The 25,613-nt window shown below is 70.8% G+C and carries 22 protein-coding genes; 5 read left to right on the top strand and 17 right to left on the bottom strand.

Features of this window, described 5'->3' with window-relative positions:
• Positions 1–57: 57 nt before the first annotated feature.
• A complete protein-coding gene (locus tag ACQPXB_RS01180; RefSeq protein ID WP_432849153.1) occupies positions 58–945 on the bottom strand; it encodes an LLM class flavin-dependent oxidoreductase in 888 nt (295 codons plus the stop codon).
• Between the two features lie 93 nt (positions 946–1,038).
• On the opposite strand from ACQPXB_RS01180, the gene ACQPXB_RS01175 reads away from it, so the two are divergent.
• Positions 1,039–1,824 carry an HAD family hydrolase gene (locus tag ACQPXB_RS01175; RefSeq protein ID WP_432857214.1) on the top strand — a complete coding sequence of 262 codons (786 nt, stop codon included), beginning with the start codon at positions 1,039–1,041 and terminating at the stop codon, positions 1,822–1,824.
• Between the two features lie 345 nt (positions 1,825–2,169).
• Here the strand turns inward: ACQPXB_RS01175 and ACQPXB_RS01170 are convergent, their stop codons facing one another.
• From ACQPXB_RS01170 to ACQPXB_RS01160, 3 genes are all read right to left on the bottom strand, one after another.
• Positions 2,170–2,910 carry a lysophospholipid acyltransferase family protein gene (locus tag ACQPXB_RS01170; RefSeq protein ID WP_366577193.1) on the bottom strand — a complete coding sequence of 247 codons (741 nt, stop codon included), beginning with the start codon at positions 2,908–2,910 and terminating at the stop codon, positions 2,170–2,172.
• A 65-nt stretch (positions 2,911–2,975) separates the two neighbouring features.
• Positions 2,976–4,346, bottom strand: a complete 1,371-nt coding sequence (locus ACQPXB_RS01165) for a hypothetical protein (RefSeq protein WP_432849152.1) — start codon at positions 4,344–4,346, stop codon at positions 2,976–2,978.
• A complete protein-coding gene (locus ACQPXB_RS01160; protein WP_432857211.1) occupies positions 4,343–5,881 on the bottom strand; it encodes a hypothetical protein in 1,539 nt (512 codons plus the stop codon). Before ACQPXB_RS01160 ends, ACQPXB_RS01165 begins: the two co-directional genes overlap by 4 nt.
• Positions 5,882–6,174: 293 nt before the next feature.
• Between ACQPXB_RS01160 and ACQPXB_RS01155 the strand changes: the two genes are divergently transcribed.
• Entirely contained in the window at positions 6,175–8,103 is a 1,929-nt protein-coding gene (locus ACQPXB_RS01155; protein ID WP_432849151.1) for a DUF6541 family protein, read from the top strand.
• A 4-nt stretch (positions 8,104–8,107) separates the two neighbouring features.
• Here the strand turns inward: ACQPXB_RS01155 and ACQPXB_RS01150 are convergent, their stop codons facing one another.
• The 7 genes from ACQPXB_RS01150 to ACQPXB_RS01120 are packed head-to-tail and all read right to left on the bottom strand — an operon-like array spanning position 8,108 to position 14,552.
• A complete protein-coding gene (locus ACQPXB_RS01150; RefSeq protein ID WP_366577188.1) occupies positions 8,108–9,103 on the bottom strand; it encodes a lysylphosphatidylglycerol synthase transmembrane domain-containing protein in 996 nt (331 codons plus the stop codon).
• A 43-nt stretch (positions 9,104–9,146) separates the two neighbouring features.
• Positions 9,147–10,391, bottom strand: coding sequence for an acyl-CoA reductase (locus ACQPXB_RS01145; protein WP_432849150.1), 1,245 nt, complete (start codon positions 10,389–10,391; stop codon positions 9,147–9,149).
• A complete protein-coding gene (locus ACQPXB_RS01140) occupies positions 10,388–11,440 on the bottom strand; it encodes an acyl-protein synthetase (protein ID WP_432849149.1) in 1,053 nt (350 codons plus the stop codon). Before ACQPXB_RS01140 ends, ACQPXB_RS01145 begins: the two co-directional genes overlap by 4 nt.
• The gene (locus ACQPXB_RS01135) at positions 11,437–12,846 is read right to left on the bottom strand and encodes an AMP-binding protein (RefSeq protein WP_386943615.1); all 1,410 of its coding nucleotides are present in this window, start codon (positions 12,844–12,846) and stop codon (positions 11,437–11,439) included. Before ACQPXB_RS01135 ends, ACQPXB_RS01140 begins: the two co-directional genes overlap by 4 nt.
• On the bottom strand, positions 12,843–13,574 hold the full coding sequence (locus ACQPXB_RS01130; RefSeq protein ID WP_366577180.1) for an SDR family NAD(P)-dependent oxidoreductase: 732 nt from the start codon (positions 13,572–13,574) through the stop codon (positions 12,843–12,845). Before ACQPXB_RS01130 ends, ACQPXB_RS01135 begins: the two co-directional genes overlap by 4 nt.
• Complete coding sequence (locus ACQPXB_RS01125) at positions 13,567–13,821, bottom strand: acyl carrier protein (protein ID WP_432849148.1); 255 nt, start codon at positions 13,819–13,821, stop codon at positions 13,567–13,569. Before ACQPXB_RS01125 ends, ACQPXB_RS01130 begins: the two co-directional genes overlap by 8 nt.
• Positions 13,822–13,832: 11 nt before the next feature.
• Complete coding sequence (locus ACQPXB_RS01120) at positions 13,833–14,552, bottom strand: UDP-N-acetylglucosamine acyltransferase (RefSeq protein ID WP_366577176.1); 720 nt, start codon at positions 14,550–14,552, stop codon at positions 13,833–13,835.
• A 197-nt stretch (positions 14,553–14,749) separates the two neighbouring features.
• Here ACQPXB_RS01120 and ACQPXB_RS01115 point away from each other — a divergent pair, with 197 nt between their 5' ends.
• Positions 14,750–15,856 carry a DegT/DnrJ/EryC1/StrS family aminotransferase gene (locus ACQPXB_RS01115; RefSeq protein WP_386943620.1) on the top strand — a complete coding sequence of 369 codons (1,107 nt, stop codon included), beginning with the start codon at positions 14,750–14,752 and terminating at the stop codon, positions 15,854–15,856.
• The gene (locus ACQPXB_RS01110; RefSeq protein ID WP_366577172.1) at positions 15,853–16,809 is read left to right on the top strand and encodes a Gfo/Idh/MocA family protein; all 957 of its coding nucleotides are present in this window, start codon (positions 15,853–15,855) and stop codon (positions 16,807–16,809) included. Before ACQPXB_RS01115 ends, ACQPXB_RS01110 begins: the two co-directional genes overlap by 4 nt.
• 3 nt (positions 16,810–16,812) lie before the next feature.
• On the opposite strand, the gene ACQPXB_RS01105 is transcribed toward ACQPXB_RS01110, so the two are convergent.
• The 6 genes from ACQPXB_RS01105 to ACQPXB_RS01080 form a co-directional block, all read right to left on the bottom strand.
• On the bottom strand, positions 16,813–17,586 hold the full coding sequence (locus ACQPXB_RS01105; RefSeq protein WP_432849147.1) for a hypothetical protein: 774 nt from the start codon (positions 17,584–17,586) through the stop codon (positions 16,813–16,815).
• Entirely contained in the window at positions 17,583–18,092 is a 510-nt protein-coding gene (locus ACQPXB_RS01100; RefSeq protein ID WP_366577168.1) for a SigE family RNA polymerase sigma factor, read from the bottom strand. The genes ACQPXB_RS01105 and ACQPXB_RS01100 overlap by 4 nt, the downstream gene beginning before the upstream one ends.
• A 235-nt stretch (positions 18,093–18,327) precedes the next feature.
• A complete protein-coding gene (locus ACQPXB_RS01095) occupies positions 18,328–18,942 on the bottom strand; it encodes an acyltransferase (RefSeq protein ID WP_366577166.1) in 615 nt (204 codons plus the stop codon).
• Positions 18,929–20,125, bottom strand: a complete 1,197-nt coding sequence (locus tag ACQPXB_RS01090) for a glycosyltransferase family 4 protein (RefSeq protein WP_432849146.1) — start codon at positions 20,123–20,125, stop codon at positions 18,929–18,931. Before ACQPXB_RS01090 ends, ACQPXB_RS01095 begins: the two co-directional genes overlap by 14 nt.
• A 32-nt stretch (positions 20,126–20,157) precedes the next feature.
• Complete coding sequence (locus tag ACQPXB_RS01085) at positions 20,158–21,087, bottom strand: NAD-dependent epimerase/dehydratase family protein (RefSeq protein WP_366577163.1); 930 nt, start codon at positions 21,085–21,087, stop codon at positions 20,158–20,160.
• A 54-nt stretch (positions 21,088–21,141) separates the two neighbouring features.
• A complete protein-coding gene (locus ACQPXB_RS01080) occupies positions 21,142–22,287 on the bottom strand; it encodes a DegT/DnrJ/EryC1/StrS family aminotransferase (protein ID WP_432849145.1) in 1,146 nt (381 codons plus the stop codon).
• A 134-nt stretch (positions 22,288–22,421) separates the two neighbouring features.
• On the opposite strand from ACQPXB_RS01080, the gene ACQPXB_RS01075 reads away from it, so the two are divergent.
• Positions 22,422–25,535: a BTAD domain-containing putative transcriptional regulator gene (locus ACQPXB_RS01075; RefSeq protein WP_432849144.1), complete on the top strand. Its 3,114-nt coding sequence runs from the start codon at positions 22,422–22,424 to the stop codon at positions 25,533–25,535.
• The last annotated feature ends 78 nt before the right edge of the window (positions 25,536–25,613 follow it).

Below are 25,613 nucleotides of genomic sequence, written 5' to 3'. Positions count from 1 at the left end.
CTTGACGCCCGGGTCGGGAAATCGGTTTCCCGGCGGGGGTGAAGTCACCTGATCGGCCTAGTTTTCCTTGAGCGTGGGCAGCACGTTCTCCACGACCTGCTCCAGCACGGACTCGTGGCCCTCGTACGGGCCGCTCCAGCGCGGCCAGTGCGCGATGACGTCGGTGAAGCCCAGCTCGCGCGAGCGGTCGACGGCTTCGCGGAACGCGTCGACGCTGCTCAGCGAGAACACCGGCGCCGCGTCGAGGCTCAGGTAGCGGTGCACGGAGTCGCGTTCGCGGCCGGCGGCGTCGAGCCGCTCGTCGAACACGCGGCTGAGCTCGGCGATGCCCTGCCACCACTCGTCGGTGGTCGCGCCGCCGCGGCCGGTGGTGGCCCAGCCGGCGCCGAAGCGGGCGGCCAGCGTCATCGTGCGCGGCCCGTTGGCCGCGACGACGAACGGCAGCCTCGGGCGCTGCACGGTGCCGGGGAGGTTGCGGGCGCCGTGGGCCCGGTAGTACTCGCCCTCGAAGTCGAAGCGGTCGGTCATCAGCAGGCCGTCGAGCGATTCGACGAACTCCGTGAAGCGGTCCGCGCGCTGCTTCGGCGTGTAGTCGGGCGCGCCGAGCACCTGCACGTCGTAGTTCTTCGCGTCCACGCCCGCGCCGACGCCCAGCACGAAGCGGCCGTCGGACACGTCGTCGAGGGTGATCAGCTCACGCGCGAACGGCACCGGGTGCCGCGCCACGGGCGAGGCGACGAACGTGCCCAGCCGGATGGTGGATGTGACCATGGCGGCGGCCGTGAGCGTGGGCACCGCGGAGAACCACGGGCCGTCGACCAGGGATCTCCAGCCCAGGTGGTCGTAGGTCCACGCGTGGTCGAAGCCGTACTCCTCGGCGGCCCGCCACTTGGGCTCGGCCGCCCACCAACGATCTTCCGGAAGGATCACGATGCCTGCTCGCACGAGGGTGGACGGTATCGGCAACCACCGACATTCGCTCGAACGGGCGGTGCCCGTGCCCGGTTCGGGGACAATGGGGCCGTGGAGAAACCCCGCTTGATCGCGTCCGACGTCGACGGCACCCTGCTCGGCCCCACCGAGGTCGTTTCCGCTCGAACCATCGAGGTCGTGCAGCGCGTGCGCGCCGATGGCGTCCCGTTCGTCCTGTGCACCGGCCGGCCGCCGCGCTGGATCCCGCCGATCGCAGAACCGCTGGGGCTGACGGGGTACGCGGTGTGCGCCAATGGCGCGGTGCTGCTGGACATCGCCACGTCGTCGGTGGTGGCCGTGCACGGGTTGCTTTCGCCGGTGCTGCTGAACGATCTGGCTTCCGCGCTGGACAAGGCCTTGCCGGGCTGCCGGCTCGCGGCGGAGCGCATCAGCACGGACGTCCGCAGCTTCGTGATCGAGCCCGAGTACCGCAACCCGTGGGGCGACGGCGAGGGCCGGACCGCGCCGCGCGCCGAGGTCTTGGGGCATGCGGCGATCAAGCTGCTCATCAGCCACCGGGGCCTCGGTTCGGAGGAGATGGCCGCGGCGGCACGGGCGGTGCTGGACGGGGCCGTGGACATCACGTACTCGTCGTCGGGCGGGTTGATCGAACTGTCGGCACACGGCGTCACGAAGGCGACTGGGCTCGCGGATGTCGCCGAGCGGTTTTCGGTGCCGGCCGAGCGGGTGACCGCTTTCGGCGACATGCCGAACGACGTGGAGATGCTCCAGTGGGCCGGCCACGGGGTGGCCATGGCGAACGGCCACCGCGCGGTACTGGAAGTGGCGGACGAGGTGACTGGGCCAGCCGCGGAGGACGGGGTGGCGCAGGTTTTGGAGCGGTGGTTTTAGGCGGTCTTGCCGATGGGGTTGGCATCTTGCCGCTGGCTTCGGCACTCGCCGTTGGTGGCGGCTTCTTGCCACCCGGCGGCCTGACTTGCCAACCGTTAGGCCGACTTGCCACCTCGCCGACGCACTTGCCGCGGCACACCGCTAGCCACTCGGGGATCTACTTGCCACGCGCGTCGGCATTTGCCATCCGCAGCGGCGACTTGCCATTGGGCTCTCGCGCTTGCCAATAGGCAGGCCGACTTGCCAGCCAAGTGGCAAGGGCCCGTTCTGCAGCAGGCGTTGCAACTTGCCGATTGGGCGACCGCTTGCCAATCGGCATGGCGACTTGCCAACCGGAGCAGCAAGTCAGTCCCGGGTGGCGGGGCGGGTGTCCAGGGCGGCGGCGGCTTCCGGGGTGGGGGCGGTGCCGCCGAGGTGGGCGGGGAGCCACCAGCGTTCGGAGGGGGCCGGGGATTCCGGGTACTCCGCCTGGGCCCGGTCGAGGAGTTCCGACAGGCGGGAGCGGAGTTCGGCGGTGCCCGTCTCGCAGTCGTCGCCAAGACCTGGGTGCAGCGGGGCGCCCAGCAGGATCGAGATCGGCACGTGGCGCCGCGTGAGGTTTTTGGGGTGCCCCTTGGTCCACAGGCGCTGCGTGCCCCACAGCGCCATCGGCACGATGGGCACCCCCGCCTCCGCGGCCATCCGTACGGCGCCCGTCTTCAAGGCCTTCACCGTGAAAGAACGGCTGATCGTCGCTTCAGGAAACACGCCCACCACCTCCCCCGCGCGCAGCCGGGCGACGGCCTCGTCGTACGAAGCCTGGCCGGCGGAGCGGTCGACGGGAATGTGGTGCATCCCCCGCATCAACGGTCCCGCGACGCGGTTCGCGAAGATCTCGTGCTTGGCCATGAACCGCACCAACCGCTTGGCCGGCCGGGCGCCCAGGCCGCAGTAGATGAAATCCAGGTAGCTGACGTGCGTGCACGCGATCACCGCCCCGCCGCGCGCCGGAACGTGGTGCGCGCCGTCGATGCGGATGCGGTTGTCCAGCACCCGGAACATCGTCCGCGCGGCGACCAGCACGGGCGGGTACACGAAGTCAGCCATACCGCGAGGCTACGGGACCGTAGGTTTCTGCCGGCTACTCAAAGTGATCGTCGGCACGAAACCCGTCATTCGGGAACTTTCGCCACCGCCGGGCAGCAGCCGAGGACCACCGCCACCAGCAGGCAGAACAACGCCACGACCTGGTGCTTCACATTCTCGATCCCATCACCCAGCGCAGCCAGGACGAACTGGCCCACCGAAGTCGTCAGCAGGAGCGCGAGGGCCACGCCCAGCGCGGCCCGCCGGTGTCGCCACGCGCGCCAGCCGATCAAGAGCCACAGCGGCAGCAAAGCAAACGAGCCCAGGGGCGCCAGCAGCCCGCTCAACCCGGACCACACAGGCACCCGGTACTCCTGTGCCCCCGCCGGCAGGCCGGCCGAAGCGTCGAAGGAGGCCAGGTACGGAGGGCGCGCCGTGAGCAAGTCGCCGGCCGCGCGGTGGAGGATGCCCAGGGTGCGGTCCGGGTGGGCGGCGAACCACTTCACGACGTTGCGCCGGCTCAAGCGGTCGCGGTACTGCGCGTACTGCGGATCCAGCGTCACGGGATGCGGGTGCCACCAACCGTTGCCCGCGTACTGGCCGAACGATGCCGGCAGGCCGAGCGACGCCAGGTCGGCGGCGGTGTCGTGGTGGCCGTCGATGATGTTCAGGAACACCGTGTTCACCACGTTGATCTCGCGCGAGTCGTCGCCGGGGCGCGCGGACGCCGTGCCGTCCGGAGCGACGGCCGGGGTGACCTCGGACTGGGCCCACCAAGTCCCGCCGGCCAGCGCGAGAACCACGAGAATCCCCGGCAGCCAACGAGAACGCGTCACCAGCAGCACCGCGATGACCAGCAACGGCAAGATCATCAACGTCTGCACCTTGGCGTTCACCGCCATCAACCCGCCGACGACGGTCACCACCGCACCGGCGGCGAGCCACCGCCGCCCCATCAGCAGCAGGCCGCCGACGGCGAGCAAAATGCCGAGAAACGCCGTCCCCTCGCCCAAAGTCGACGAGAAATAGCCGAAGAACGCCGAATCCGCCACCACCAGCAACAGCCCCACGGCCACCGGCAACCGCACGCGCAAGCCGTACGGCAACCCGACCACCACCAGGGCCACCGCGGCCGCGGCGAGAACCGAGGAAATCACGCCGAGCACCACGAGGCTCAGCTCCGAGTGCGAACCGAACGCCACCGCCAGGCGGGCGAGCCAGCTCTGGCTCAGCTGATACGTCGGATCGCAGCCGCCGGGTGTCGCCGCGTACACCAGGTGGACGTACTTTTCCGGCTTGCTGATCCACTTGATCCCGGCACCGCACAGCACGCGGAAGCCGTCGCCGTTGTCGGACATGGACACCGGGCGCGGCACGAGGAACCGCACCAGCAACACGGCCAAGGACACGCCGAAGACCCCGAGCCCGAGGGCCGTGGACCGGCGCGTCACCGTCATCCCGGGCACGATACGTACTGGAAGTCCGGCGCTCGATCGAGGTAGTCGATGAGCAGGCTCGCTTCGTCGGCCCGCGGGTACACGGAGATCCAGAACGGCGTGCCGATGCGGTGGAACGTCGCGACGCGGTACCAGGCCCGGGTGTCGTCGGCGCAGTGCTGGCTCTTGGCGTAACCGGATTCCTCGGGCACGGCGAGCGTCGCGCGCATCAGGTCGGTGCCCACCAGCAGCCGCGAGCCCGCGCGGCTCGCGATGGCGCCCGGCGCGGCGGCGCTCACCACGGAGCCCGGCGGCAGGTACGAAGCCAGCCAGTCGCCGACTTCCGCGAGCTGCGCGCTGTCCGTGTGCCACGCCCGCACGCTCTTGAGCACGTCCGGGCTCACCACCGAAACGAGTACCGCGAATCCGGTCAGCACGGCCGCCACCACCGGCACCAGCAGCGACACCGTGCGCGGCTTCGGCGACGGGTTCGCGGCCGTCAACACGCCGTACGCGCCCACCGAAGCCACGGCCAGCAGCGGCGGAACGGGCACCAGCAGCCGCCACGACGGGCCTGTGTCACCGTCGAGCACGACCACGAAAACCGTGAAGCACAAAGCCAACGCGAACAGCAGCCACAGCGCCGAGCGTGGTTCTTCCGCACGTTCAGGCGTGCGGAACGCGAGCAACCCCACCACAGCGGCGCCGGCGAGCACCAGAAAACCCAGGTGCGCCAAGGAAAATCCCGCGAGGTAATGCCAGTCGGGGCCGAGCACACGCACGGCGGAGTCGGGCAGGAAATGGTGGTAGTACGTGGCGCGCCAGGCCGTCCAGGGCACGAGGAACACCAGCGCGCCCAGCACGTACCCGGCCGGCGTCCACCAGTTGTGCCGGCCGCGCGAGGCGGCGAGCGCCAGCCACACCCCGGCGACGACGGCGAGCACCAAGCCTTCCGGTCGCGTCATCACCGCGGCCGCCACGAGCACACCCGCCACCACGGACCGGCGGGCGACCAGCGCGTTGGCCACGGCCAGCACCAGCAGCACGAACATCGGCAGCTCGGTGCCCGACGGCCCGTACACGGCGAGGCCGCTCGCGCCGGCCGTCAGCACGGCGGCGGCGACCCCGATCGCGGGCTGCACCTGGGCGCCTTCCGGCAGCGCCAGGCGCACGATGCGATTGGTGAGGAAGTACGCGAGGAGAACACATCCCAACGTCGCGGCGACACCCAGCACAACGGCCGCCGTCGCGATATCCGCACCGAATGCCGCGCGCGGCAACGCGATCACCACGAGCCACAGGAAATTCGCGTAACCCTCGTTCCGGTCACCGGGATTGAACACGGGCCCGTTGCCGTCGGCGATGTTCTGGGCATAACGGAAGGTGACGAGCGCGTCTTCGGTCACGGTGGCGAACAACAGCTGGTGCAGCAGCGAAAACGCGAGCACGAGCACCACCACGAACGCCCGCCACCCGGCGTCGGTGGCGATCCGGCGCCAGGTCAAGACGACCAGCGCGCCCAGCACCAGCCAGCCCCCCACGACCGCGTAGACCACGCGACCCCCCGCCTCCAGCCCCCGGCCGGTCCCCACCGGCCGCCACCCCGCTGCCCACCTGCGGCCACGGTGAATCCCCGCGGCGAAACCCCGCTTTCGGGTGAGCGATTGACCGGAATTCACCGCGTTGTCGGGCGGTTCCGGTCGTCACTTCACACAGTCCAGTCAATCGCTTCACTACGCTTCCCGGACATAAGCCGTTCGGGTGTATATCGGGCCCGCTAATCTGTGACTCCGATTCCGATCCGCCACCCGGGGGTACCAAGCGGATCCGTCACAGCCGAGGAAGTCTGTTGCCGAGCGAACCCACGCTGTTGTCCGATGTGGCGAGTTTTGCCGTCCTGCTGCTCGTGCTCGGCGTGCCGGGGGTGCTGACCGGCCTCGCTGCGGGGCTGCGCGGCTGGGTGCTGGTCGGGCTGACGCCGCTGCTGAGCTACGCGATCGCCGGCCTCGCGGGGCCGTGGACCGCGGCGATGGGGCTGCCGTTCAACACGCTCACGTTCTGCTTGACCACTGTGGTTTTCGTGGCTGTCGCGTTCGGACTGAGGCGGCTGACGGTGCGGCGGTGGCCGCCGGTGGCGGAACCGCGGGTGTGGTCCGCGCGCGGGCAGTGGGGCGTGATCGCGTGCCTGCTACTGGCGACCGGGCTCGGGTTCTACGCCGCGGTGCGCGGCATGGGTCACCTCGGCGCGATCGCGCAGGGCGGTGACGCGCCGTACGCGGCCAACGGCGTGCGCTACATCGCCACCACCGGCGACGGCAGCCTCTTCGGCATGGGCACGCTCAACTGGTACGGCGACGGCAAGCCGCCCTTCTACCCCAACGCCTACCACCTGCTCGCAGCCCTCCAGTACACGCTCAGCGGCGGATCGATCCCGCAGACGCTCGACGTGAACACCGTGCTGCTGCCGGGACTTCTGGCCCTGTCGCTGGTCGTGCTGGTACGCGAATTCCGCGGCCGCGCGGTGCTGGCCGGCGCGGCGGCGCTCGCGTCGGCGGCGCCGGTGATGAGCACGTACGAGTCGATGAGCCGCGGGCCGCTGTACCCGTTCCTGCTGGGGCTGGCCCTCACGCCGCTCGCGGCGGTGGTGCTTCGGCGCTACCTCGATCGCGTCGCGCCGGACACGGGTTTCCTGCTGCTCGTGTCGGCCGTCGGGCTGTTGTGCATCCACTCGTCGACGTTGTTCGGCGCGGTTCTGTTCGCCGGCCCGCTGCTGCTCCAGCGCTGGGTTTCGCCGGGCGAGCGCTGGCGGCGATTCGGCCACGACCTGCTCGCGCTGCTGCCGATCGCGGTGTTGTCCGTGCTGGTGGCGTGGCTGCAGCTGTTCGGCGCCCTCGGCCTGGCCAACGGCGGCGTGCCCTACCTCGGCTGGCCGAGCGAGTGGCGCGCGACCAACGCGATCGGCGCGCTGCTCGGGTTCCAGCACTGGGAGCCGCACCCGCAGCTGTGGCTCTCGGCCGCGCTGCTGCTGGGCTTCATCTTCTTCCGCCGCCTCGGTGACCTGCGCTGGGTCGGGGTGACCGCGCTGATCAGCGGCCTCGCGTACGCGGCCGTCTCGTCGTCGAACGCGCCGCTGGTGATGGCGCTGGCCCGGCCGTGGTGGGACGACCCGTACCGGTTCATCTCCATGGCGATCGTGCCGTTGGCGTTCATCGCGGGCCACGGTGTCGCGTCGCTGCAGGCCTGGATCAGCGAGCACCTGCCCCCGCGCGTACCCGCGGTGATTCTGGCGGTTTTGGTGCTGCTGGGCTTCGTGGGCGTCACGAAGGGCCTGTACGCGACGACCAACGGCGATCGCCTCGCGTCCGGCTACCGCTCGCCCGACCCCCACAACCAGAACATCACGCCGGACGAGGAAGCCGCGATGGTCGAGCTCGGCCACCTCGTGCCGGCGGGTCAATGGGTCATGAACGACCGGCTCGACGGCTCGGTCTGGACCTACGCGCTCTCGGGTGTCCGCACGGTCGCCGCCCACGACGACGGCACCGCGCCTCCGTCGGACGCCTTGCTGCTGGCCCGGCACTTCAAGGAGTACGAGACGAACCCGCAGGTCCGCGCCGCCGTGGCCCGGCTGAACATCCACTGGGTGTTCCTGGGCAAGCCCGCGGCGCCGCCGGACCCGCCGTACACGTCGCCTGGCCTCGTGGGAATCGCCCAGCTGCCGTTCCTGCAGCAGGTGTACCGGAACTCGGACGCGGTGATCTACCGGATCAAGAGCTGAAGCCTCAGCCGGCGACGACCTTCAGGCGGCGGCTCGACAGCCAGGCGGCACCCGCGGTGCCGCCCGCCGTGAGGAGGTCCGCGACGGTGAACATGACCCGCGAGGCCACGGCGAAGGCGGTGGCCTGGCCGACCGTGAGGCCGCTGGCCGTGAGGACGGCGACCTGGGCCACCTCGCGGACGCCGATGCCGCTGGGCAGGATGAAGGCGAAGGTCCCCACGGTCATCGCGACGGCCATCGCGCCGACGCACAGCACGAGGCCGTTGAAGCCCGGCGCGCCGACGGAGTTGGCCAGCAGCCACAGGTGGACGCCCTGCAGGACCCAGGCCAGCGTCGAAGCGCCGAAGGTCTTGAGCACAACACCCCAGGTCAGGGGGCGTTCGAGGGGCGGGCGGCGGAGCACGCGAAGCACCAGCGAGGTGCCCCAGGTCAGCACGCGCGGGTGCAGCAGCGCCAACCCGACGGGAATCAGCACGAACAGCCACATCGCGCGCGGGCTGTTGCTGAACACCGCCGGCGCGGCCAGCAGCGACACGACCAGCGCCGACACGACGCCGACGCCCAGCTGGATCAGCGAGCCGGTGAAAATCCGGGCGCGGGCGAGCCCGGCCTTCCGGCCGAGCTCCATCTGCAGCAGGTACGCCCACACCGAACCCGGCACGTACTTGCCGAGGGAGCCGACCAGGCAGATCTGCGCGCCGCGGATGTAGCCGACGGGTTTGCCGAGGTCGTCGACCAGGACCTGCCAGCCCCAGGTCGACACCATGATCGCCAGTACCAGCGCGACGAGGCTGAGCACCGACGACTGCCAGGCCACATCGGACAGCGTGTGCCAGAACTCGGTCCAGTTGTCCGTGAGCGCCTTGGCCGCGAAGACCACCACGAGCACGATCGCGAGCCACCGCACCACGTCGAGGATCTTGGCCTTGGTCGACTTCGCCGCCTTCTTCGGCTGCGAAGGAGCCGGCGAGTCCTCCTCAGGCGTTCGAACGGTCGTCATTGACCAGTCTCCTCACAGCGCAACACTGACTCGTCACCGCTGGTCAGGCCTGTACCGTGACCAGACGGCTGAACTCGGCAAGCAGATCGTAACCGTCCCAGACGCCCGCGAACGTCAAGGCCGAGCCGAACGGCACCACCCGATCGACCCCGCGTCCGGCCAGCTCCGTCACGAATTTCACCAGCTCGTCGCGGGTGAAACCGAACTGGGCCACGGTCTGGTCCTTGCGCAGAACCAGTGGCACGAGTTCACCCAACGAGGCGAGGTGCGCGTTGGCGAAAGTGCCCGCGCCGAGCCACTCGCGCGGCATCACGGTGGCGTCGGCGAGCTCCAGCGTCGCCAGCGAGTTGCCGTCGAACGAGATCGCGGACACGAGCCCGTCGACGGCCGCGCCGTAGGCAGACACGCGTTTCTGCACGGCCATCGCCGGCTCGGTCACGTGCTGCTTGGCCTCGAGCACCGACGCCAGCAGCGTCCGGAACTCCTCGCCCGCGGCCTTCGCGCCGGCCGCGTCGCCGACCCAGAACACCGCCCTCGGCGACGAGCACGCGGCCTGGTCGAACCAGTACGAGTCGTTGTAGAACCCCTCGGCCGCGCCCCGCCGCTGCTCGGGCGTGGCTTCCTGCCAGCCGCGCACCGACGCGACGGCGAACGACGAGCGGTCCGGGAACGTGAGGTCACGCGCGTGCGGCGCCAGCGGGTACTTGCGCAGCGCGGCGACGGAACCGTCGCCACCCCAGATCACGCGCAGGTCGGCGGCCAGCGACAACGCGCCGCTGACCTCGTCGCTGCGGTCGTAGGTGACCATGCGCTGCGTCGCGCGGATGATCGCCGCCGACTCCGGGGAGACGTCGTCGAGCGCCGCGTTCAGCGCTTCCAGCACGGCCTCGGCCGCCCCGGCCGAGCGCGACGACACACGCACGACGTTCGAGTTCCCCGCGAGCGCCGAAAGGGCCCACGAGTACACGAAGATCGTGTCCACATTGGCCGGCGGCACGTGGAACACGAGCCCGCGCGGGAACCGCAGCGAGTCGCCCGTGGTTTCCAAAGTAGACAGTGCTTTCGCGAGCTCTCCCTTGCGCAGGAAGAAACCCAGCGAGGCCAGCTCCGGGTAGCGGCGGGCAAGGGCGGGCGCGAGAAGCTTGCGCGCGAACTTCGTGACGAACTCGACCACGCGCGGGTCGCCGACGGTCAGCCGGCCGCCCTCAGGCTCGAGACGTACCTCGTCCAGCAGCGCACCGACCTCGACCGGCTCCGCGATCGGGAACCGCTGCTCCAGCGAAGTCATGCGGCAGCCCCCGAGAACGTGTCCGAACAACCCCGTGCCTCGGCCTTCGGGAGCCGTCCCAGTACGGAGAAGTGCTTGCCGGGCCAGTCACCGTCGTCGATGCCGTTGTACACACCGAGGTCCTCGGTCAGCAGCACGTGCCCGGGGTAGGACCGCGGCAGCGTCGAGACGACCTCGATCACGCCCGGCTTGCCCACCGGCTGCTCCTGCCACGTCTCCGGGTCTCGGATCACGACGTCGGCGAAATCCGGGCAGTACAGGGAGTTCCCCGACGGTCCTTCGAGGAACACGGTGCCGATCTGCTCGATCATCCCGTAGTAGTTGTGGATCCGAGTCAGGCCGGTGTCCTCTTTGAACCTACGGCGGAACTCGGTGTTGTCCACGGCGCGGTCGATGAGCTTCTTCCAGCCACCGGAGTGGATGAGGATGCCGTTCGACAGGTCCAGCCCGTGGTCGCGCGCCACCTCGTAGAGGTAGAGCCACACCATGAACGTGAACCCGAAGATCAGGAACGGCTTGTCCCCGTACTCGGCGAGGAACTTCTTCACCGCCTCGACGTCGGGCTGGTCGTTCTCGTCGAGCACGTACGTGTGCTTGCGGCCGAAGTTGGCCATGCCCAGCACTCCGGCGCCGCGCGCGGAGAAGGAGCGGCGGTTCTTGATGATGCCGATGGTGTCGACCATCAGCATCGGCAGCCGCTCGCCGCCGAGGACCTCCTGCAGCGTCGCGCCGAGCTGCTTGGTCTGCGCGCCCGCCGCGTCCTTGTCCAGGTAGATGCGCGACGCGCCGGCGCCGGTGGTGCCCGAAGACGTGAGCGTCTTGAACACCTCGTCGTCCGGAATGGACTTGAGGTCGTGGGTCTTGAACATGCGCACCGGCAGCCACGGCAGGTCCGCGATCGTGGCGAACGGCGCGTTCGGCGCGATTCCGAGCGACGTCAGGATCCGGTCGTAGCCCTCGGAGCTCGCGCGGTGGTGCGCGGTCAGCTCCGCGAGCTCGGGAAGCAGCAGCGCCTCCCGCTCGGCCTGCGAGCGCGTGAACACACTCATACCCGTCCTTCCAACGACCGGTAGTCGATCTTCCCGCTGGCCAGCAGCGGCACCGTGTCGATCGGCCGCACGTCGAACCCGCTGGTGTGCAGGTGCAGCCGCTCCGACAACGCGCGCGACGCGTCCTTGCAGATCGCCTTCGCGCCGTCGCCTTCGGGCAGCTCGGCCCACAACACGACCTTGTCACCGGCCGGCACGGCCGCCACCACGTCGATGCCCACCGCGGCCTGGCGCACGGCCTGCTCCAGGTCGTCGAGGCTCACGCGGTTGCCGAACACCTTGCCGATGCGCTTGAGCCGCCCGGTGATGAACAGGTACCCCTCTTCGTCGAGGTACCCGAGGTCGCCGGTGGCGAGCAGCCCGCCGCACTCGTCGTCCGCGGCCAGCCCGGCCTCGTCGTCGGCGTACCCCATCATCACGTTGGGGCCACGGTAGACGACCTCACCGACGATCTTGGGGTGTGTGGTCTCGACCCCGTCGTCGCGGCGCACGGAGAACGCGCCGCCGGGCAGCGCCGGCCCGGCGGAGCCGATCTTGTCGGCGAGGCGCTCGGCGGGCACGGTGGTCATGCGCGGCGAGGCCTCGGTCTGGCCGTACATCACGTACATCCGGCCGCCGACCGCGCGCATCTTGTCGTTGAACTCCACCACGAGCTCGTCGCGCAGCTTGCCGCCGGCCTGCGTCAGCGTGCGCAGCGTCGGGTACTTCGCGGGGTCGAACTTGAGGCGCCGCAACATTTCGTAGTGGTACGGCACGCCGGACAGCGACGTGATGCCGTACTCGTTCACCGCGTCCCAGAATCCGCGGCCGAGCACGCCGGACGCTTCGATCACCACGGTCGCGCCACGCACGAGGTGCGAATTCAGCACCGAAAGGCCGTAGCTGTAGTGCAGCGGCAGGCAGGTCGGGGCGATCTCGTCGGCGTCGACGTGCAGCACCTCGGCGATGGCCTCGGCGTTGGCGAGCAAACCGTTGCGCGACAGGCGCACGAGCTTGGGGTTGCCGGTGGAACCACTCGTCGGCAGCAGCACGGCGAGGTCGGGGTGCGGTTTCACGCCGTCGGCCGACTCGCGCAGCCAGTTCTCGCCGGACACCGTGTAGCCCTCGGGCGCCGGGGCGTCCGGCGCGGCCAGCACGGCGGCGGGCCGGAAGCGCGTGATCAGGCCCGCGAGCACGTCGGCGTCGAGCGCCGGGTCGATCAGCGCCACCGCGCGGTGGGCCTCGACGGCGCCGAGGTACCGCAGCACGCTCGCCAGGTCGACGGACATCCGCGCGAACAGCACACCCACCGGCAGCTCACCGAGCGCGGCCGCGACGCGCGCGACCTCCGCGTCCAGCTCGTCGCCCGCCAGCGTGCGGCCCCCGGCCGCGTCGACCAGCCGGGCACCCGCACCCCACAGCGTCACAGCACCAAGCCTCCGTCGATCCCCAGCACCTGTCCGGTGACGAAGGACGCCTCGTCGCTGACCAGGAAGCGGATCGCCTTCGCGACCTCTTCCGGCTTGCCGAGCCGGCCCAGCGCCGTGTCCTCGATGCGCCCGGCGATGACCTTCTCGCCGAGGTGGGACGTCATGTCGGTCTCGATGACCCCGGGCGCGACGGCGTTGACCCGGATGTTGTGCCGGCCCAGCTCCTTCGCGGCGGACCGCGCGATGTTGCCCACGGCGGCCTTCGAAGCGGCGTACGCGGTCTGGCCCGCGCTGCCGTTCTCGCCGACGATCGAGGCCAGCACGACGATCGCACCGGACTTGCGCCGGCTCATCACCCGCGACGCGGCCTGCACGGTGTTGATCGTGCCGCCGACGTTCGTGCGCAGCATGCGGTCGACCAGGTCCTCGCTGATCATGCCGAGCAGCGCGTCTTCGAGGATCCCGGCGTTGGCGACCACGACGTCGAGCGCGCCGTGCTCCTTCGCCACCCCGCGCACCAGCGACGAGACCGCCTTGGCGTCGGTGACGTCGAGCGCCAGGCCGGCGGCGGCGCCGGCCTCGGCGGCGATCTCCTTCGCCCGGGCCTCGTCGCGGCCGGTCAGCACCACCGTCGCGCCGGCTTCGACGAGCGCGCGCACGGTGGCCAGCCCGATCCCCCGCGTGCCACCCGTGACGAGCGCGACGCGACCGGTCAGGTCAGTCATTCTTGGACCGCAAGTCGGTGACCATGTCCACGGCGGCCTTGAAGCTCGACATGTCGATGACCTGGTCGGTGTCGAACTCGACGTCGAACTCGTCCTCGATGGCCGCGACGAGCGCCATGTGGCCGACGGAGTCCCACGCCTCGATGTCGCGGTACTTCAGGTTCTCGACGTCGAGTTCGGCACTGTCGCCGTCGAGGTCCAGCGCCTCGACGAAGACCTCGCGAAGCTTGGGGGCGATTTCCGACATCTTCACAGCTCCTAGTGTTCGTCGCGCGGGCGAGCGTCCCACGCCTTGACCAAGGTAGAGAGGTCGTCGGGCAGGCCGGCGGCCGGGAGGTCGCCCTTGCCCTTCACCCACGGCGAGAGGGCTTCGACGGTGGCCTCGTCCAGGCCACGCCGGGACAGGCCCACGACGTTGACGCCCGTCGCGCGCGCCGGGTTGCCCACCGTGATCGTGAACGCACCCACTTCGCGGCGGACCGCCGAACCCATGCCGACCATCGCCCCGGGGCCGATGCTGCCGCCCTGGTGGACCACCGTGCTCATGCCGATGTTCGCGAACGACCACACGTGCGTGTGGCCGCCGAGCAGCACGTTGCACGCGAGCGTGACCTGGTCGTCGACCAGCACGTCGTGGCCGATGTGGCTGCCGCGCAGCACGTAGCACTCGTCGCCGAGGGTCGTGGCGCGCCAGGTGCCCTGCTGGATGCTCGTGTACTCGCGCACGCGGTTGCGGCTGCCGACGACCACGCCGTGGCCGTCGAGCGCGGGATCACCGGCCGGCGCCGTCTCCCACGCGACGGGGTGCGGGCCGCCGCGGTCCTCGCCCGGCGTGCCGATGGTCACGTGCGGACCGATCCAGTTGCCGTCGCCGATCCTGGTCGGCCCGACGATCACCGTGTACGGTCCGATGACGTTGTCGTCGCCGAGCTCGACACCTTCGCCGATCACCGCGGTGGGGTGGATCCGGTTGGCCACTGGTCGTCCGTTCCGTTTCGTGGCCGCTGTCGGGTCCGAGCGGCCTGGGGTCTGGGGCAGGCGGCGGCGCCCGGTAACGTGTGGCCCGCGTTCACGCAGGGCGGCCGGGCGCAGAACCGGCGGCTCTCCGGCCTCGCGGCCTGAGCGCACTGCACTGTACCGGACGCATCGAAATCGCCTGCCGAGAGAGACTGCCGATGATCCCCATTACCGTGGTCGACGTCCGTGACGCGGAAGACCTCGTCGTCGAGGTGCTGCGATCCGGCGCCATCGCACAGGGGCCGATGGTCAAGCGCTTCGAGGACGCCTTCGCGCACGTCGCGGGCACGAAGCACGCCATCGCCGTGAACAACGGCACCACCGCGTTGGTCGCCTCACTGCAGGCGCTGGACCTGGCACCGGGTGACGAGGTGATCACCTCTCCGTTCACGTTCGTCGCGACGCTGAACGCGATCCTGGAGGCCGGCGCCACCGTCCGGTTCGCCGACATCCGGCGCGACGACTTCGCGATCGACCCCGACGCCGTGGGCGCGGCCATCACCGACCGCACCAAGGTCCTGATGCCGGTGCACCTGTACGGCCAGACGGCGGACATGGGCAAGCTCGCCCCGCTCGCCGCGGAACGCGAGCTGCGGATCATCGAGGACTCGGCCCAGGCGGTCGGCGCGTCGTTCGAGGGCCGCGCCGCCGGCTCGTACGGCATCGGCTGCTTCTCGCTGTACGCGACGAAGAACGTGACCACCGCCGAGGGCGGCGTGATCACCACGGACGACGACGTGCTGGCCGACAAGCTGCGCGTGCTGCGCAACCAGGGCATGCGCGCCCGCTACCAGTACGAGATGGCCGGCCACAACTACCGGATGACGGACCTGCACGCGGCCGTGGGCATCCCGCAGCTGGAGAAGCTCGACCAGCTCACCGCGGCCCGCCAGGCCAACGCGAAGCGGCTGTCGGAGGGGCTGGCGGGCACGCCGGGCCTCGACATCCCGCAGGTCCTGCCCGGCCGCGAGCACGTGTGGCACCAGTACACCGTGCTGGTGGGCCCCCACGCGATGCTCTCGCGCGACGAGCTGGCCGCCGCGCTCACCGAGCGCGGCATCGGCAACGGGATCTACTACCCCAAGATCGTGTTCGACTACGACTGCTACCGCGGCCACCCGCTGATCCCGGGCGCCGACGTGAGCGACTTCCCGGTCGCCTCGGCCGTCGCGGCGCAGGCGCTTTCGCTGCCGGTGCACCCGCACCTGACCGACGGGCAGCTCGACAAGATCATCGAGACGGTTCGCGAGGTGCTCGGCGCATGACCCACCGCATCGCCCTCATCGGCACGGGCAACATGGGTTCGCTGCACGCGCGCGTGCTGGCGGCCAACGAGCGCGTGGAACTCGTCCGCGTGATCGACCCGCGCGAGGAAGCCGGCCGCACCGTCGCCGAGCGCTACGAAACCCAGTGGACGCCCGAGATCGGGTCACTGTCCGATGTGGACGCCGTGGTGCTCGCGTCGGCCACGGAGGCGCACTACGACCTCGCACAGGAGATCCTCGGCCAGGGCAAGCCGATGCTCGTCGAGAAGCCCGTGTGCAACAGCCTCGAGCTGTCGCAGGACATCGTGGCGCTCTCGGAGCAGAAGGACGTGCCGCTGATGTGCGGCCTGCTCGAGCGCTACAACCCGGCCGTGATGACGGCCCGGGCGCTGGTCAACGAGCCGGTGCACCTGATGGCGCGCCGCCACGGCCCGTACGCGCCGCGCATCAAGACCGGCGTCGCGTGGGACCTGCTGGTGCACGACGTCGACCTGGCGATCCAGTTCTTCGGCGGCGCCACGCCGGCGCGCGTCACGTCGGGCGCGGGTTACTTCCACCCGAACTCGGTGGAGGGCGCGGAGGACACCATCGAGACGGTGCTGTCGTTCCCGACCGGCCTGGCCACGGTGTCCGCGTCGCGGCTGGGCCAGCGCAAGGTGCGGTCACTGGTCGTGTCCGAACTGGACCGGCTGATCGAGATCGACCTGCTGCGCCGCGACGTCACGATCTACCGGCACGTGTCGCACGACTCCGTGACGCCGGACGGCCTCGGCTACCGGCAGCAGACCGTGATCGAGATCCCCGAGCTGGTCACCGCACGCGAGCCGCTGGCCACGCAGCTGGAGCGCTTCCTCGACCTGCTCGAGGGCAAGATCGACGCCGACGTGGAGCGTGACCTGATCCTGCCGTCGCACCACGTGGTGGCGCAGGTGCTGACGCAGGCCGCGGCTTAGCAGTCATTTGGTGAGGCGGGTGCCGTCCTTGCCGTACGCGACCAGCGGGGTCAGTACGGCGGGGTCGGGCACTTCGCGCTGGTCGAACCAGAACACGACCACGTTGGGGTCGACGCTCCACGAAGCGGTCTTCGCCAGCACCGGCTTGCCGTGCACGGTGCTGACGATCTTCACCGCGGGGCCGGAGAAGTAGCCGTACACGGGCACCCAGGTGCCGCCGGATTCCATGCCGCCCGCGGTGGCGTGGAAGCCGAACGAGCGGTCGGCGCCGCGGATCTCGTTGCTGGCGTAGAGCGACCGGTAGCCACCGTTGGTCTGGACCGCGGCCATGATGCCGAAGTGGACGTCGGTCAGGGCCGCGTTGTCGTCGATCTTGGTCGCGTAGAAGACGAGCTCGCCACTGGCGGTCTTGATGCCGGTGTGGATGACGTCGCCGTAGGGCTGGATCGCTGACGTCGGCGGCTGGTCGGTCGCCGAGCTCGGCGGTGGCGCGGTGGTCGGCCGAGCACCGTCAGACGCGAGCGGGCCGCTGGTCGTCGGAGCCGGCGGCGCGGCGACGGGCACCTTCGCCGGCTCGGCCGGCGTCCGCAGGGCGACGGCCCCGAACACGATCCCGACGACGGCCGCCACAGCGGCGGCCGCTCCCGCACCCGTGGCGATCCTGCGGCGACGACGGATGCGCCGGCCCTCGGTGATGATCCGGCCCAGGTCGGGCGCGGCGAACGGCTGGTCGGGCTGTTCGCGCAAGGCGGCGCGCAGCTTGTCGAGGTCGTTCACCGCCCACTCCCTCCGATCAGCACGTCTTCCGGCCCGGCGTCCACCCGCAGCTTCGCGAGCGCCCGCGAGTTCGTGCTCTTGACGGTACCCACCGACACGCCCAGTTCATCGGCGACCGCCTGTTCCGGCAGGTCGAAGAAGTGCCGGAGCACCACCACGGCCCGCTCGCGACCCGTCAGCCGCGCCAGCGCGGACGTCAGCCACTCCCGCTGCGTCACCGCCTGCGCGACGTCCTGGCCCGTCGGCCGCTCCGGCACCTCCTCCGAGGCGTATTCCCGCAGCGGGCGGCGCCAGCCGTCGATCACGTGGTTGACCAGCACCGTCCGGGCATACGCGTACGCGTCCTTGCGGCGCACCCGCGCCCACGCGGCGTACGTGCGGGTGAACGCGGTCTGCGCGGCATCTTCGGCCTGGTGGCGATCCCCGGTCAGCAGGAACGCGGCATGCGTGAGCCGGCTCGACGAGGCCCGCACGAACTCGACGAACTCGTCGTCACTGCGCGCCACCCGCGTACCCCCGATCTCCACGTCTACGGGACGGCTGGGTGCACGCGAGGTTGCCGCCGCCAGAGCTTTTGCACGCGACCCGCGATGAGCGCGTCCAGGTCCAGCACGACGGGCACACCCGCGACATCGAGCTCGACTTTGCCGGAGTGCTCGCTGCTTGGTGACCTGGTCGGTGCGCTTGGTGCCCTCGGACAGTGATCAAAACTACCGTCCGCGTTCACCGGTCACCTCAACGCTACCCGCTGAAGTCGCCCGCCGGGGAGCCCCAGCCGCCGGCGTCGTCCGACAGTGCGCGGCGGCGGGCGTTCTCCGCCCGGACGCGGTCCACTTCGGACTGGATGTACTCCTCGTCGTAGCGCTGGAAGACGCGCGCGGGGTTGCCGGCCACGAGGGTACGCGGTGGGACGTCCTTCGCGACCACCGAGTTGGGCTGCACGGTGGCGAAGTCGCCGATCGTCACGCCCGCCATGATGACGACGAGGCCGCCGATGAAGCAGCCCTTGCCGATCTTCACGGGTTTGCGCTCGATGAGGTCGCTGCCGGAGTGGTTCTGCAGCGTCATGTTCGCGAGCCAGCTCGAGTGCGTGAAGATGAGCGTGTTGAGGCCGATGCTGGTGTGCTCGCCGATCTCCAGGCCGCCGCTGGCGTCGAGGGTCGCGCCTTCGCCGATCCAGCAGTGCTCGCCCATGGTGAGGTTCTCGGGGCTCACGATCTTCACGCGCTCGCGCACGCGGCACGACTCGGGCAGCCCGAAGAAACGAGCCCGTTCGGCATCGTTCATGTACTGCGCGACGAGGTCGTTCAGGATCATCGGCCGCAGGCGGTTGCTGCGGTCGTCATCGAAGAACATCGTGGTCCGCCACCAGTTTCGTGAAGACGCGCAGGTGCTCCTCGGCCACGACGTCGAGGCCGAAGTTGGCCTGGACCATGGCGCTTTCGCGCTGCGCGATCCGCGAGCGGAGCTCCGGGTCGTCCAGCAGCGACAGCACGGTCTCCGCCACCGCCTCGGCGTCGTCCGGGCGTACCAGCAGGATGTTCTCGCCGTTGCGCAGCTCGATGCCCGGGTAGTTGTCCTCCGTGACGGACGCGATGGTGGCCGTGCCGGACAGCATCGCTTCGAGCGACGCGGTGCCGCAGCCGCCGTTGAGGTCGTGGGTCACGATGTCGGCCGCCGCGAAGTACGCCGGCACGTCTTCCTTCGGCACCGCACCTGTCACGACCAGGGCTTCGGCCACGCCGAGCTCTTCGGCGCGCTTGAGGAACGCGTCGTGGTAGACGCGCCCGACGATCACCACGCGCACACCCGGGTGCCGTTCGAGCACCGCGGGCAGGGCCTCGATCAGGGGCAGCCGGTTGCGCAGCGGGATCACGTGGCCGAGCGACACGATCACCGGCCCGTCACCCAGCTCCAGCTCGGCGCGCACGTCCTTCGTCACCGGCTTGGCGAAGTTGCCCGTGTCCACGGCGATCGGGAAGTACTCGGAGTTCGCGTCGCTCGTGCCGTAGCGCGCGACGCAGTAGTCCACGCCGAGCTTGTCGAGGATGACGTAGCGCGGCCGGATGTACTTCAGCACCGGCTTGACCAGCACCGCGTCGAGCATCCGGAACACGCGCGAGTACAGCTTGTTGTCGCTGATCAGGAGCGTGTGGATGGTCAGCAGCACCGGCAGCTTGTGCCGCCGCGCGTAGAACCCGGCCAGCCAGGACAGGTCGAAGAACTGGCCGTGCAGGTGCACCGCGTCGGGCTTGAACTCGTCGAGCAGCTTCCGCAGCCGCCGCCAGTTGCCCGGCTTCAACGACGCGAAGCTCATGTCGAAGTCGATCGACAGGCCGAGCTGCGGCATCTTTGCCGCGGGCAGCCGCACGATGCGGTAGCCGTCGCGCTGCTCGTCGGCCGGCGCGTCGCCGTAGGCCGCCGTGATCGCAAGGACCTCGTGGCCGGCCGCCGCGTACTCGCCCGCCAGCGACGCCGACATGTGGGCGCTGCCGCCCACGCGGGGCGGGAAGAAGTTGTTCACCACCGCGATGCGCATCGCACGTCCTCGGGCCGGGCCCGCGGTGGCATTCACTCGGAATCCCTGACCAAAGCCCGCATGCCCTCTTCGACGGTGATGGTCGGCTCCCAGCCGAGCATTTCGCGCGCCCGCGTGATGTCCGCGGCGCGGCGGGACACGAGCACGTCGCGCTCGTTGAACTGCGGCTGCACGTCGACGCCCACGGCCTCGATGAGGATCTTCGCCAGCGTGGCGATGGAGGTGTCGACGCCGGTGCCGATGTTGATCGGCAGGTTCGACCGCTCCGACTCCAGCGCGGCGACGACCGAGCGGGCCAGGTCGCTCACGTGCACGAAGTCCATCGACTGGTCGCCGCGGCCGTCGATGATCGGCGGCTGGCCGGCGCGCAGGCGCTGGATGAAGTGGTTGATCACCGACGTGTAGTAGGCCTCGATCTTCTGGCCCGGGCCATACACGTTGAAAAAGCGCAGCGCGTTCCAGGACAGGCCCTTGGTGCGCTCGTAGAAGCCCAGCAGGTCCTCGCCGGCGCGCTTGGAGATGCAGTACGGCGTGAGCGGGCGCAGCTCGTCGTCCTCGTGCATCGGCAGGCGCTTGGGTTCGCCGTAGACCGAGGCGGTGGACGCGAAGACCAGACGCTCGACACCCTCGTCGGCGGCCGCGGCGAAGACGTTGTGGTTGCCGGTCATGTTGATGTCGATCGACTCGTGCGGGTCGGCGATCGACTTGTTGATCGAGACCGTGGCGAAGTGGATCACGTGCGAGCAGCCGCGGATGGCCTCGCGCACCGCGCCGCCGTACCGCACGTCCTTCTCGACCAGCTCGACCTTGCCGGTGGCCACGAAGTCGTTCACGCGAGCCCGGTCGCCGCGGGTCATGTTGTCGAAGATGCGGACGGTGTACCCGCCGTCCAGCAGCAGCGGGATGACGTGCGCGGCGATGAACCCACCGCCGCCGGTGAAGAACACCTTCTTCTCGGACATGGTCGCGGTCTCTCCTCGGTCGGCGGTGTCGTCGGCGGTCACGGTTTTCGGGCTTCAGCTGAGGGCGTTGACGGCTTCGCGCACGGTCGTCACCACACGATCCACCTCGGCTTCGGTCAGCTCCGCATGCATCGGGATCGCCAGCTGCCGGCGGAACGCGTCAGCCGAGACAGGCAGCGGCTGCTGCTCGCCGTATACCGGCTGAAGGTGTGAAGCGTACGTCCCGAAGTTGCACTGCACGCCCTGCTCACGGATGCGCAGCGCCAGCGCGTCGCGGCTGACCTCGGGCGCGACGGTGAGCAGGTAGGCCTGCCACGGGTGTTCTCGGTCGGGCAGCTCGGCGGGCGCGGTCAGCGCGTCGACGTCGGCGAACGCCTCGTGGTAGCGCTTCGCCACGGACCGGCGGGCGGCGAGCAGGTCGGGCAGCCGGTCGAGCTGCACGCCCATGATGGCGGCCTGGATGTCCGACAGGCGGAAGTTCCAGCCCAGCTCGTGGAACTCGGGGACCGGCAGCGTGCCCGAGCCCTCGCGGCTGATGGCCGGCTCGATGCCGTAGGTGTGCATCTTGCGCGCATGGGCGATGAGGTCTTCGCGGTTCGACACGAGCGCGCCGCCCTCGCCCGCGGTGATGCCCTTGCGGCCGTGGAAGGAGAACGCGGCGAGGTCGGCGAGGCTGCCGGCCGGGCGCGTCTTGTAGGTGGCGCCGGCCGAGCAGGCGGCGTCCTCGAACAGCCACAGGCCGTGCTTGTCGGCGATGGCCCGGTACTCGTCGAAGTCGCCCGGCAGACCGGCGACGTCCACGGCGAGGATGCCGACCGTGCGCGGCGTGATCAGGGCTTCGATCGCGGCCGGGTCGGCGCTGAAAATGTCGGGCCGGATGTCGGCGAACACGGGCTTGCCGCCGGCCTGCAGCACGGCGTGGCCGGTGGCGGGGAACGTGTAGTCGCCGACGATGACCTCGTCGCCCGGGTGCACGCCCAGCACCTTGAGGCCGAGGAACAGCGCGGCGCCGCAGCTGCTGGTGGTCAAGGCGTGCGTGGTGCCCGTGACCTGCGCGAACCGCTCCTCGAAGCGGCGGCACGCGGGACCGGCGCCGGCGAGCCACCCCGAGCGGAACACCTCGGCGACCGCCGCCAGCTCCTCCTCGCCGACCGTCGGCCGTCCGAGCAGCACCTGTTGGTCGGCCGGTTGTCCAGACATCCCCACTCCAGTTTGTTCCTCGCGCCACCACGCGTTGCGCAAGCTCGCCCCGAAGTGTAGAGACGCGCTCCGCCGAGCCGGGCGTGGGGACGAAACCTGCCGGTAACGGGCGCGCGAGCGCCTAGTCTTGCCGCATGCGGATCGGGGTTCTGGGGGCGGTCACGGCGTGGGACGCCGCGGGCGAGCCGGTCGTCGTCGGGGGTCCCCGGGTGCGGGCGCTGCTGGCGCAGCTCGCGCTGGAGGCGGGCCGGTTCGTGCCGGCGGAGCGGCTCATCGACGGCCTCTACGGCGAAGAACCGCCGGACGGCGCGGCCAACGCGCTGCAGTCCCAGGTGTCACGGCTGCGCAGCGCGTTGAAGACGGTGGCGCCGGCGGAGTTCACCGGCGCGGGCTACCGGCTCGTGGTGGAACCCGACGAGGTCGACGTCCACCGGTTCGAGCGGTTGGCCGGCGACGGGCGGCGCGAGCTGGCGGCGGCCGACGCCACACGCGCGAGCGACCTGCTCGGTGAAGCGTTGGCGTTGTGGCGCGGGCCGGCGTTCGCCGACGTGACCGAAGCGCCCTTCGCGGCAACGCAGACAACGCGTCTTGAAGAGCTGCGAGCGGACGCGGCGAGCGACCGCGTCGACGCCGAGATCACGCTGGGCCGCGCGGCGGAGGTGCTCGACGAGCTGCGGGCGGCCGTCGTCGCCGCGCCGCTGCGCGAGCGTTCGCGCACCCAGCTCGTGCGGGCGCTGCACGCGGCGGGCCGCTCGGCCGAGGCGCTGGCGGCCTTCGAGGACGCGCGGCGCACGCTGGCCGACGAGCTGGGCGCCGACCCCGGGCCCGAGCTGGCCGAGGCGCACCTGGCTGCGCTGCGCAGTGAACCAGCCGCCGCCTCGTCGCCGTTGCCCGCGCAGCTGACCAGCTTCGTGGGCCGCGACGGCGAGCTGCGGCAGGTCGGCGAGCTGCTGCGGCACGCGCGGCTGGTGACGTTGCTGGGGCCGGGCGGCACCGGGAAGACACGGCTGGCCGTGGAGGTCGCGACGGCGCACGCCGGGTCGGCGGCATTCGTGGAGCTGGCGCCGCACGTCGCGGACGACGTGGGGCAGGCCGTGCTGAGTGCGCTGGGCCTGCGCGAAGGTGCGTCGCCGCTGCGGGGTTCGGGCGGGCAGGACCCGGTGGACCGGCTGGTGTCGGCGTTGCGCGACCAATCGACGTTGCTGGTGCTCGACAACTGCGAGCACGTGGTCGACGCGGCCGCGCGGCTGCTCGCGCGCCTGCTGCCCGCGTGCCCCGGCCTGCGCGTGCTCGCGACGAGCCGGGAGCCACTCGGCATCACCGGTGAGCAGCTGGCGCCTGTGCCGCGGCTCGCGGTTCCGCCGCCGGGCACGCCCGCGGCCGAGGCGCTGGGGTTCCCGGCCGTACGGCTGTTCGCCGATCGCGCCGCCGCGAGCGACCCGGCGTTCCGCGTGGACGAGGACACGATCGGCGACGTCCAGCACATCTGCGCGGCGCTCGACGGCCTGCCGCTCGCACTGGAGCTGGCGGCGGCGCGGGTGCGGACGCTGCCCGTCGGCGAGATCGCCGCCCGGCTGGACAACCGCTTCCACCTGCTCGCGCGGGGCAGCCGCACGGCCGAGACGCGGCACCGTTCGCTGCGGGGCGTCGTCGAGTGGAGCTGGGAGCTGCTGGACGACGACGAACGCCGGCTCGCGCGCCGGCTCACCGTGTTCTCCGGCGGGGCGACGCTGGCGGCGGCCGAGCTCGTCTGCGATGTGCCGGACACCGTCGACCTGTTGCCGGGCCTGGCGGACAAGTCACTGGTCGAGACCACGGGCGACCGCTACCGCATGTTGGAGACGATCCGCGCGTTCTGCGCGGAGAAGCTCGCGGGCGCGGGCGAAACGGCGCGGTTCGAGGCGGCGCACGCGTCGGCCTTCCTGCGGCTGGCCGAGGAAGCCGACCCGTTGCTGCGCACCGCCGACCAGCTGCGCTGGCTCGACCGGCTCGACGCGGAGTACGACAACCTCGTCGCCGCGCTGCGGTGGTCGACGGACGCGGACCTGCCCACGGCGTTGCGGCTGACGGCAGCGCTGGCCACGTACTGGTGGATGCGCGGCCGGCGCTACGAGGGCGCGATGCTGTCGCTGGAGGTCGTGAAGCGCTGTGGCCCGGTGGCTCCCGAGGGGTACGAGGAGCAGTTCCTCATGTGCGTGCTCAACGCGATGTCCGGCGCCCCGGGCCACGACGCGACGCTGCCGTATCAGTCCACAGTGGAGCGTTATGCGCTCGATGTCGCCTGGGCGCCAAGGCATCCGACACTGAGCCTGCTACTGGGCGTGGTGATCGGCCCGCCCGCCGACGAGGAGACGCTCTTCACCCGCAGCAGCATCATGGCCGGTGGCGACCCGTGGAGCAGCGCGCTCGTGCCGATGGGCTCCGGCCTGCGCGCGATGCTCACCGGCGACCTCGACGAGGCCGAGACGAAGCTGCGCGAGGGCGAGTCCCGCTACCGTGCCCTCGGCGAACGCTGGGGCCTGTCGATGTCGCTCGACCACCTGTCGCAGCTGCTCACCTGGCGCGGCCGCTGGGACGAGGCCATGGCCGCCATGACCGAGTCCATGGACCTCATGCAGCAACTCGGCGCGGCCGACGACTACGCCGACCTGCTCTGCCGCCGCGCCGACAGCCGTGCCCTCCGCGGCGACGTCACCGGCGCCCGCGAGGACTACTCGCGCGTGATCTCGCTGGCCCGGCGCTCGGGCATGCCGGAGACGCGCGCTTCGGGCTACGTCGGCCTGGCGGCTCTGGCCCGCCGCGACGGGGACTTGGCGGGGGCCCGTTCGCTGGCCGAACGCGCGTTGGCCGAGTGCACCAGCGGCTCCTTCTCGGTCGCCGCCGTCCGCGGCGCGGCAACCATCGCGCTGGGCTGGGTCTCCGTCGCGTCGGGCCGCGCCTCGGAAGCCCGCGCCCTCATGCGCGAAGCCGTGGAGGCGGCGCACCAGTGGCAGGACAGCACCGTGCTGGCCTCGGCCCTGGAGTGCGTCGCGGGCGCCGCGTTGCTGGACGACCACGCCGAGGAAGCCGCCCTGCTGCTCGGCGCCGCCGTCGCCGCCCGCGGCACGGAAGTCGCGGGCCAACCGGACGTCGCCGAGGTGGCCGACCGGGCCCGCGCATTGCTGGGCGCGGATTACGACCGGTACTACGCCAGCGGCCGGGAGCTTCCGGTGCAGAAAGCATTGACGGCGGCGGGGATCGCTCCTTAACTCCTTGCTGACCTGCACTGTCAGCCATGGTGCGTCGTTCGTGCGTGAGTCGTCAGTGGGGCTCGGCAGCGTGAGGGC

It is taken from the genome of Amycolatopsis sp. CA-161197 (genome assembly GCF_050942255.1).
GTDB lineage: Bacteria > Actinomycetota > Actinomycetes > Mycobacteriales > Pseudonocardiaceae > Amycolatopsis.
The sequence above is the reverse complement of the archived record's forward strand: the minus strand, read 5'-3'. Positions and strand labels throughout refer to the sequence as shown.